This is a genomic window from Marinilabilia sp. (assembly GCF_016278715.1).
Classification (GTDB): domain Bacteria; phylum Bacteroidota; class Bacteroidia; order Bacteroidales; family Marinilabiliaceae; genus Marinilabilia.
The window spans coordinates 1-8,772 of sequence record NZ_JADQBH010000189.1; the positions used below are offsets into that span (position 1 = coordinate 1).

At 43.7% G+C, this 8,772-nt stretch carries 5 protein-coding genes and 1 pseudogene; 4 read left to right on the forward strand and 2 right to left on the reverse strand.

Annotated features, from left to right (window positions below; genetic code table 11):
* The 4 genes and pseudogenes from QZZ43_RS11870 to QZZ43_RS11885 all read left to right on the forward strand — a co-directional run.
* A pseudogene (locus tag QZZ43_RS11870) lies at positions 1–1,642 on the forward strand (ribonucleoside-diphosphate reductase, adenosylcobalamin-dependent); the annotation flags it as partial.
* A gap of 647 nt (positions 1,643–2,289) precedes the next feature.
* Complete coding sequence (locus QZZ43_RS11875) at positions 2,290–2,985, forward strand: hypothetical protein (RefSeq protein WP_291859492.1); 696 nt, start codon at positions 2,290–2,292, stop codon at positions 2,983–2,985.
* A 231-nt stretch (positions 2,986–3,216) separates the two neighbouring features.
* Positions 3,217–4,749, forward strand: a complete 1,533-nt coding sequence (gene gltX, locus QZZ43_RS11880; protein WP_291859495.1) for a glutamate--tRNA ligase — start codon at positions 3,217–3,219, stop codon at positions 4,747–4,749.
* Positions 4,750–4,857: 108 nt separating this feature from the next.
* Positions 4,858–5,472, forward strand: a complete 615-nt coding sequence (locus QZZ43_RS11885) for a CoA pyrophosphatase (RefSeq protein WP_291859497.1) — start codon at positions 4,858–4,860, stop codon at positions 5,470–5,472.
* Here QZZ43_RS11885 and QZZ43_RS11890 read toward each other — a convergent pair whose 3' ends face one another.
* Positions 5,473–6,900 carry a transporter substrate-binding domain-containing protein gene (locus QZZ43_RS11890; protein WP_291859500.1) on the reverse strand — a complete coding sequence of 476 codons (1,428 nt, stop codon included), beginning with the start codon at positions 6,898–6,900 and terminating at the stop codon, positions 5,473–5,475.
* A gap of 122 nt (positions 6,901–7,022) precedes the next feature.
* A partial coding sequence (locus tag QZZ43_RS11895; protein WP_291859502.1) for a putative porin occupies positions 7,023–8,772 on the reverse strand: 1,750 nt, incomplete at its 5' end.

An 8,772-nucleotide genomic window follows, 5' to 3' on the forward strand; every position in this document is an offset into this window, starting at 1 on the left:
TACCAACCCGTGTGGGGAAATTCCCTTGTGTCCATACGACAGCTGCCGGTTGATTGCCATAAACCTCTATTCTTATGTGGACAATCCCTTTACCGATAATGCCAGCTTCAATTTTGATTTGTTTAAGGAACACGCTGGCCATGCACAGCGCATCATGGATGATATTATTGATCTGGAACTGGAAAAAATTGACGGCATCCTGGAGAAAATAAATGCCGATCCCGAGACTGAAGAAATTAAAGGTGTTGAGAAAAATCTGTGGCTGAACATCCGTAAAAAGGCTGAAGAAGGTCGTCGTACCGGAATAGGCATCACCGGCGAAGGGGATATGCTTGCTGCATTAGGACTTCGTTATGGTAGCGATATTGCAACCGATTTTTCAGTGGAAGTGCATCGTTCACTGGCTGTCTCAGCATACAAATCGTCAGTGGAACTTGCCAAAGAGCGTGGTGCTTTCCCGATTTTTAACGCTGAAAAAGAAAAGAATAATCCCTTCATTAAACGATTGGCTGAGGCTGATCCTGAGATGTATGAGGAGATGAAAAAGCATGGTCGTCGTAACATTGCTTTGCTTACCATTGCTCCAACCGGTACCACCAGTCTGATGACACAAACCTCAAGTGGTATTGAGCCTGTTTTTTTGCCGGTTTACAAGCGTCGTCGTAAAGTGAATCCCAATGATCCGCAGGAGCGAGTGGATTTTGTTGATGAAGTGGGCGATAGCTGGAAAGAGTATATTGTTTTTCATCACAAGTTTGTAACGTGGATGAAGGCCAACAAAATTGACACAACAAGAAATTATTCACAGGAAGAACTGGACAAGCTTATTGAGAAGTCTCCTTACTTCAAGGCTACCTCTAACGATGTGGACTGGATGAGCAAAGTGCGGATGCAGGGACAGGTGCAGAAATGGGTGGATCACTCCATCAGTGTGACCATTAACCTTCCTTCAACTGCTACCGAGGAATTGGTGGGCCAGTTGTATGTGGAAGCATGGAGAAGCGGTTGTAAAGGAGTGACAGTGTACCGTGATGGTTCCCGTGCCGGGGTATTGCTCAATAATTCGGAGAAGAAAGATGAGGATGGAGCAAAATTCCCTAAAAAACGACCTGATGTTCTGGAAGCTGATGTGGTAAGATTCCAGAATAATAAAGAAAAGTGGATTGCCTTCGTGGGATTGCTGGATGGTCGTCCTTATGAGATTTTCACCGGACTCGCCGACGATGAGGATGGTATCCTGCTGCCCAAATCAGTTCAGAAAGGCTATATCATTAAGAGTCGCGACAGCGATGGAACCTCGCGTTACGATTTTCAATATGTGAACAAACGTGGATACAAAACCACCATTGAAGGGTTGTCGTTTAAGTTCCAAAAGGAATTCTGGAATTATGCCAAATTAATTTCTGGCGTATTGCGTCATGGTATGCCCATTGAGGATGCTTTACACCTGGTGGCCGGACTCCAGTTGGATAATGAAAACATTAACAATTGGAAAAACGGTGTGGAACGTGCCCTTAAAAAGTACATTCCCAATGGGACTAAAGTGAAAAAAGGTAATTGCGAAAACTGTGGCTCCGATAAACTGATTTACCAGGAAGGTTGTCTGATTTGTCAAAGTTGCGGTACTTCAAAGTGCGGATGATTTTTATTGCCATAATGTAACCAGGGGCCTGTCGATTTTTTTCGGCAGGCCTTTTTTAATAATTGGGTCGTTACAAATATGGGGACCTGTTTAAAATTTTGGTTCATTTATAAACATTGGTGCCCGGTTAAAAAAGTGAGATTGCTTCACTACGCTCGCAATGACCTGGTTTTGCGAGGATTAGAGTCTCGCGCACGTGGTGAGAAATGAGAGAGTAGTAACCAGGCTTGCTTAGGTAATGCCGAACGTAGCAATATTCATGAAATTAATTTTTTGTCCCGAAATAGGTTTTTTTGGTTTTGGAAAATCAAAACCTTACAAAACCCTAATCGGGATCTGGGTTTAAGAGATGAAATCCCTTTTGGGGAAATGTTTTGGACACTATTGATATTTTTCGAAAGCTATAAACATAAGAGCCCTTCAGGTTCTGTTGCTTCAGATATAAAGGTATGACCCCTGTGTGGGTCAAATATCTACAGATGTGGAATTTACATAAAAATCGACCCCGGGGTGGGTCGTGCCAATTACTACTGTGTTAAAATGAAAGTGTAAAAAGAACACAAATAGTATGTTTTATGTCATGTTTTGGTATGAGGTTTGTTTAATGAACAATTGATAATGTATTAACAAACCCTAAAAACCGAATTATGAATAACAGAATTCAAACATCTTTTAAAGACATCATGCTTTTGTCGAAATGTCAACTTCTTATCGCCCGAAAGAAATGGGAGACATTTCTTTTTCTTGGGTTTTCCCTTTTTTTTATGAATAGCTGTGCGGTTGGTAATTTGTCTTCAACGTTGGTTGAGAAGGATTATGTGCCTTATCAGAGGTTACTGCCGGTTTATGTGGGAGAAAAGTTGGATCTTTCCGTGCTGGAAGAGGAGGTTTACGATGCCCATTTCAAAGGTAAATTTAATTCATTCAGAGATGCGGATTTGCGAAAGCAAATTGAAGAAAGTCTGGTTCGAAATTTGGCTGATAAGAAAACCATTGTAGCCCAAAGCAGCAAGATATTTGAAAGTAATCAACCCATCGCTTATGAGGATTTTCTAGAACGACTGGATCATTATGAAATAGATGGAATTTTGGTGGTCAATCTGGATGATTATTGGCGCACTTCGACAAATACCTATAGCGATGAAACCAGTATAATTCTAAACGACGAGGACCCGAACGCTAAATTTTATTGTTACCTGGTTGATCGGGAATCATTGAAGCCCGTATGGATGGCTCGATCCGAAGTGAATGGAGTTATGGGTGGTAATCAGGCTCTTACCAGTAAATTGGCGAGAAAGGTGGCTAAAGACTTGAGAGATAACGGGTTGGTTGCCCCAAGGTAATTCAGTTTATTAACCGGACACCAGTGGTTTTAAATATGAAAATTCCGGAGTTTTAAAATGAAGTTTGAGACAGCTCCTTTTTAAAACCCATTATCCAATCTTTTGCCAATGTCTTTTCCTAAGGGAAATCCAGTGTGGACAAAATTTCGGTAGAATTTCGTAACGCTTAAAAAATATTCTTCGTTTTTCTATCTTTGCAGAAATAAGACCAGAAAATGTAACATCAAAGATATGAGTAATAGAAATTCAGTTCGCGTGAGATTTGCACCCAGTCCTACAGGCCCCTTGCACATGGGAGGGGTAAGAACCGCTTTGTTCAATTATCTTTTTGCCCGCCAAAACGGAGGTACCTTTATTTTACGTATTGAGGATACCGACCAAACCCGTTATGTAAATGGAGCGGAAGATTATATTATTGAATCGCTGAAATGGAGCGGACTGGAATTTGATGAAGGCCCTGTTCAGGGTGGAAACTTCGGGCCATACCGGCAGAGTGAGCGCAAGGCTCAATACCGGGAGTATGCCGATATGCTGATCGAGAAAGAACATGCCTATTTTGCTTTTGATACTGCTGAAGAATTAGATCAGGCGCGAAGCGAAGCGGAATCTGATGGACGAACTTTTTCTTACGATGAGCACACCCGTCTTTCTATGAAAAATTCCCTGTCGTTGTCATCCGATGAGGTAAAGAAACTGCTTCAGGATGAAATGCCTTATGTTATTCGCTTCAAGATGCCCGAACAGGCAGAGGCGGTGGAAGACGAAGATATGATTCGTGGCAAGGTCTCTTTCCGCACATCCGACCTGGATGACAAGGTACTTTTTAAGGCCGACGGAATGCCTACTTATCATCTGGCCAATGTGGTTGACGATCACCTGATGGAGGTGACCCATGTGATTCGCGGAGAAGAGTGGCTGCCATCTATGCCCCTGCATGTTTTGCTGTATCGGGCTTTTGGGTGGGACAAACCCGTCTTTGCACATCTTCCGTTGATTTTGAAGCCTCAGGGCAAAGGAAAGCTGAGCAAGCGGGATGGCGATAAACTGGGATTTCCTGTGTTTCCACTTGAATGGACAGATCCTGAAACTAAGGAAGTTGCTGCCGGCTATCGTGAGGATGGCTATTTTCCTGAGGCGTTCATCAATATGCTGGCTTTGCTGGGATGGAATCCCGGTACCGAACAGGAACTTTTTTCTAAGGAAGAATTGGTGAATGCTTTTTCTTTCGACCGCGTCAATAAGTCGGGTGCCCGTTTTGACCCCGAAAAAGCCAAATGGTTCAATCATCAGTACCTGGTTAATAAACCGGATGAAGAACTGGCCGGGCTTTTTGGTCCTGTGTTGGCAGAAAAAGGGGTTGTGCCTCCATCCGTCGATCATCTTACACGAATAGTCTCCCTGGTTAAAGAACGGGTTAGTTTTGTGGCCGACTTGTGGGAGCAGAGTGCTTTTTTCTTTGTTGCCCCTGAGGAGTATGATGCAAAAGTTGCAAAAAAACGCTGGAAAGGTGATGTCCCTGCTTTTATGGGGCAGCTGGCAGATTTCTTTGACGGTGTTTCAACTTCCTGGGATGCTGATTCTCTAAAAGAACAGGTTTCTGCCTTGATTCAGGAAAAAGAGATGAATTTTGGCGGCGTAATGAACTCTTTACGGTTGGCCCTGGTAGGTGGCAGTTTTGGCCCCGATTTGTTTACCATTGTTGAAATGCTGGAGAAAGATGAGGTGGTTTCCAGGATTAGAAAAGCCGTTGAAAAGTTGGGCTAATCAATTCCAAAACCCCAAGTAGGTGAATAGGCAAGTAGGGATTAGAGTTTTAAAAACTCAAAACCCGCAACCCGCAACCCAAAACCCAAAACACAGAACTCAAAATTGATGCAAATACAAAAATTAAAACAGCTGCTCGAAGGCCCCTTGCCCGGCGAACCGGCGCATGAGCTGATGGCACCGAGTGCCCGTTTCACGGGAACCCGGTTGCCTGATCCTGCTCAGGCACGGCCAAGCAGTGTTTTGATTTTGTTTTATCGCCGCAACGGCAGCTGGTTTCTGCCTTTTATACAACGTCCGGTTTATGACGGTGTACACAGTGGTCAGATAAGTTTTCCGGGGGGCAAATATGAGGAGGAAGATTCGGATTTCTGTGCCACTGCTTTACGGGAGAGTCACGAAGAGATAGGTATTGTGCAGGAGGATATTCAAGTGTTGGGTGCGTTGACTCCCTTGTATATCCCTAACAGCAACTTTCAGGTGTACCCTCAGGTGGGCTGGGTAGATTATCAACCTGAATTTTCTCCCGACCCCACCGAAGTGGACGAAATTATTGAAGTTCCTCTGGAGGTGTTGCTCGAGCAGGAAAATGTGAAGCAATTGACCAAGAACATTAATGGGGTCTCGCTCTCGGCGCCTTACTTCGACGCAGAAGGACGCGTGATCTGGGGAGCCACAGCAATGATTCTTAGTGAGATGCTGGAAGTGCTGCGAAAAATTTAGTTATTCCATCACATTTTTGTAATGTTCATAGCGTTCCAGAATTTCTGTAACGTAGTGATAGGGCTCTTCGCCCCGGCAGTAGCCAAATTTCACAACCGGGTCGTTAAAATATTTGGGCTCCGATTTATGCAGTAGATAATAATCCACATTGTTTTCCCATACCAGTGGGTCTTTTCCAAATTTCTCTGCCAGATTCATGGCATCCAGAACGTGACCCAATCCAACGTTGTAGGAGGCAAGTACAAATTTGATTCTTTCTTCGGGATCGGCCACCCTGGATTTTAATCGCTCATCCAGCCATTTCAGAAATTCCACACCTCCCCGGATATTTTGCCGGGGGTTGTCGGGATTCTCAACGCCAAAGCGATCAGCGGTCCCGGGCATTAACTGCATGAGTCCCTGAGCTCCTGCCCAACTTTCAACTTTTGGGAAGAATCTGGATTCCTGATAAATTAAAGAGGCAATCAGTCTCCAGTCCCAGTTGAATTTGTTACTCTCCTCCTTAATCATTTCATCGAAATCAGATACCTGTCCACCTTTAATGGAATGAAAACCCTCATCCACCAAGTGAACGGAGCGTTTGTTGAGATAATATTTTTGATAAATCTGGTTGTAGCGGGCGGTTTTTTTGAAGCTGATGAGCCAGTTATTGATGACGTTTAACAAATCGGGCGAGGTAGAGCGAACGGCCCACGAAAGCTTTTGAGGAAAACTGATGGCGGTTTCCACATCCAGATTGGGGTAGTAATTGAGGTTAACCCGGGCCAGATTCTCATCACAAACTGTATATTTTATTTCTCCGCTGGCCACCAGACCAATGAGTTGTTCTACTTCATAATCTGCAATTTCAACGATGTTGATGCTGTCGCCGATTTCCTGGGCCAGGTTGCGCAACCTTTTGGCATAGGCCGATTCTTTTTGTACATAGATGGTCTCTCCTGCAAGATTCAGTTGGTTGCGAATGAGTTTATTGTACTCGCGGTCTCCGGTGTTTCCATCGTCGGGCTGATAGCGTTGTTGTATCAGAACCTGTCGACTGTAACTGTGGGGCTCGCTGAATCTTATGCCCTCGTTTTTTTCGAGTGTGGCGGCAAGACTGCTGGCAACGATGTCAATGGCTCCTGCTTTTAAATCCCGGTAATTGGTGGAGAGGTCGTTGTTTATGGTAACATCCAGTTTTAATCCCATATAATTGCTGAATTCCTGAAGTAGTTCCAGCTGATAACCCATGGGTGTGCCTTTGTATACAAAGTAGTTGGTCGAGTTGTAGTTGGTGACCACCCTTACCACTCCTTCTTCGTTGATGTCGTTCAAATCTCTTTTGGAGAGTTCAATGGCTGTATCCGGGGAGGCTCCTTTTTTCTCCGTAAAACATCCCGGTAACAGTAATGTTAGACTCGTAAGTATTGCGGTAAGAATCTTTCCCATAAAAGTGTTTTTCTGACCGGACCCAAAAATCATACCTGTTGTTATTTTGGCTGCAATCTACCGGTCAATAAGGTGAGCAAAGATATCAAAATGTTGACATGCAGGCAAAAACGTGTCGGGGGTTAGTCATAAAAATTCCACGAAACGCCAAATCTTAAACCTCCAGGATTGATGGGATAGCCGATGGTATGGAAGTAGTCGGTGTCCATCAGCCCCTGATTTGCGTGATCATATTTGACGAAAATATTGGCTCTTTTGAGATGAAAGTTTACAAATGGATCTATCACCGGATAGTTTCCTGTTTTTCGATCCCGCTGGATAAAGAATTGACCGGTTGCAGGCATAAAATCCGGTGCGTAATAGGCGGTATGGTATCTTACATCAAATCCAATCTGGAAAAATAACACCTGAAAAAGCGTATTCTCAAAGTAATTGGAGCTGAAAATAGAGAATTCAGGTACCGGTACATAGCGGTCGTTACTGGTGATTTGGTAGGCCAATTCATTTCGACTGTGCAGGTTCCAGAGTTGAAAATGCTTTTTTAATTTCACCTGGATGAGTTGCAAAAAATCATTTGTCTGATCGGGTAAGGCTTCTTCATCCCAGTAAATATGGTCGTTTAGCAGTCTTATTTCACCGGTTAGCTGCAATCTGCGTGTGGGAATATTGATGCCGCCACGAATTTTTACAGTTTTTTCGGGGTCAAAACGCTTGTTCCAGGAAATGTGATTGGAATAATACTGTTCGGTAAAGAAGTCGGGCGATGTCAAATAGATTCCTCCTCGGGCAAAAAAACCTGCTGTGTCCCGGGCTATCCTGAATTGTGTGTTAAAACCTCCTGTAATTTCACTGTCTCCCGCTTTATGTCCCTGAAACCAAACACGCAAGCCGGCATCGTAAAAGAAATTATTGCCCAGGTTTTTGAAGAGTTGACCGCCAAATGCCGTTGCAGTACGTTTTTCTTTTCTTTTGTGGTAGATCAATTCACCTGTTTCGTTGTTTGCAGTGTCCAGAATGGCGACGGTTGATGCCGGCCAGCGATTGCGTTCCACCTCATTCATCAGATAAACCCGCATCCCAAAACGCAAAAATGGATTGGCTTCTTCATTAAACTTCAGTTGTATCGTATTTCTGTAGGTGGTCTGATATGTGGTATCTTTGGTTTGAGATGGGTCATTGTATCTTTCATGATAAAACCAGAGCGTTTCATCCTCGGGGAATACCTTCGATAAGTCATCAATTTTATAGGCCCGTCGATAGCGATCCATCTCAAAAGTGTGACTGACTGTAGCCAGTGGTGTTGTTTTCTTCACCGAGTCGTTGACAGCAATGGATATGTTCCCGATTTTAAGTTTTTGATTGACAAAAAGCTTGTAGTTGTCTATGCGTGTTGATGCATTTGTGAAGTAAACGGGAATATATTCGGGTCCGTCATATTCATTGTCTTCCGGATTGAGGATGTTGTTGTCGTCAATGATTCCTCCATTGTGCAACTGATCGGTTTTGCCGTAAACAAAAGACCCGTGTACCAGGTATCTTTCGCCAGAATAGGACGAAAAAAGCCGAAAAAGACGGTTTTCCACTTGCTGTCCGTCGTATTTTCCGACCGATGATATTAGTTTATAATTGAAGCCCACATTGAGGTCTTCATTGATGTTTTGAGTGAACAAAACGCCCACATTTTCTTCGCTCCTTCTTTTGGGACCACTGTGCTGATAGTAAAGATTGGTGTAGGGCGTTCGGGTATTGTAATATTTCCAGTCTTCGGGTGACGTCAGCCAGTAATTCAGATTATTTGAAAAAAGAAAACTACTATGTACCGGGATGTCTTCAATAATGACCGATTGGGCCGGGGCTCCCAGGTTACCTGTA

Bases quoted from the DNA above. Each gene is read 5' to 3' on its own strand.
- QZZ43_RS11875 (WP_291859492.1), top strand. From the start codon at position 2,290: ATGAATAACAGAATTCAAACATCTTTTAAAGACATCATGCTTTTGTCG.
- QZZ43_RS11885 (WP_291859497.1), top strand. From the start codon at position 4,858: ATGCAAATACAAAAATTAAAACAGCTGCTCGAAGGCCCCTTGCCCGGC.
- gltX (WP_291859495.1), top strand. From the start codon at position 3,217: ATGAGTAATAGAAATTCAGTTCGCGTGAGATTTGCACCCAGTCCTACA.
- QZZ43_RS11890 (WP_291859500.1), bottom strand. From the start codon at position 6,900: ATGGGAAAGATTCTTACCGCAATACTTACGAGTCTAACATTACTGTTA.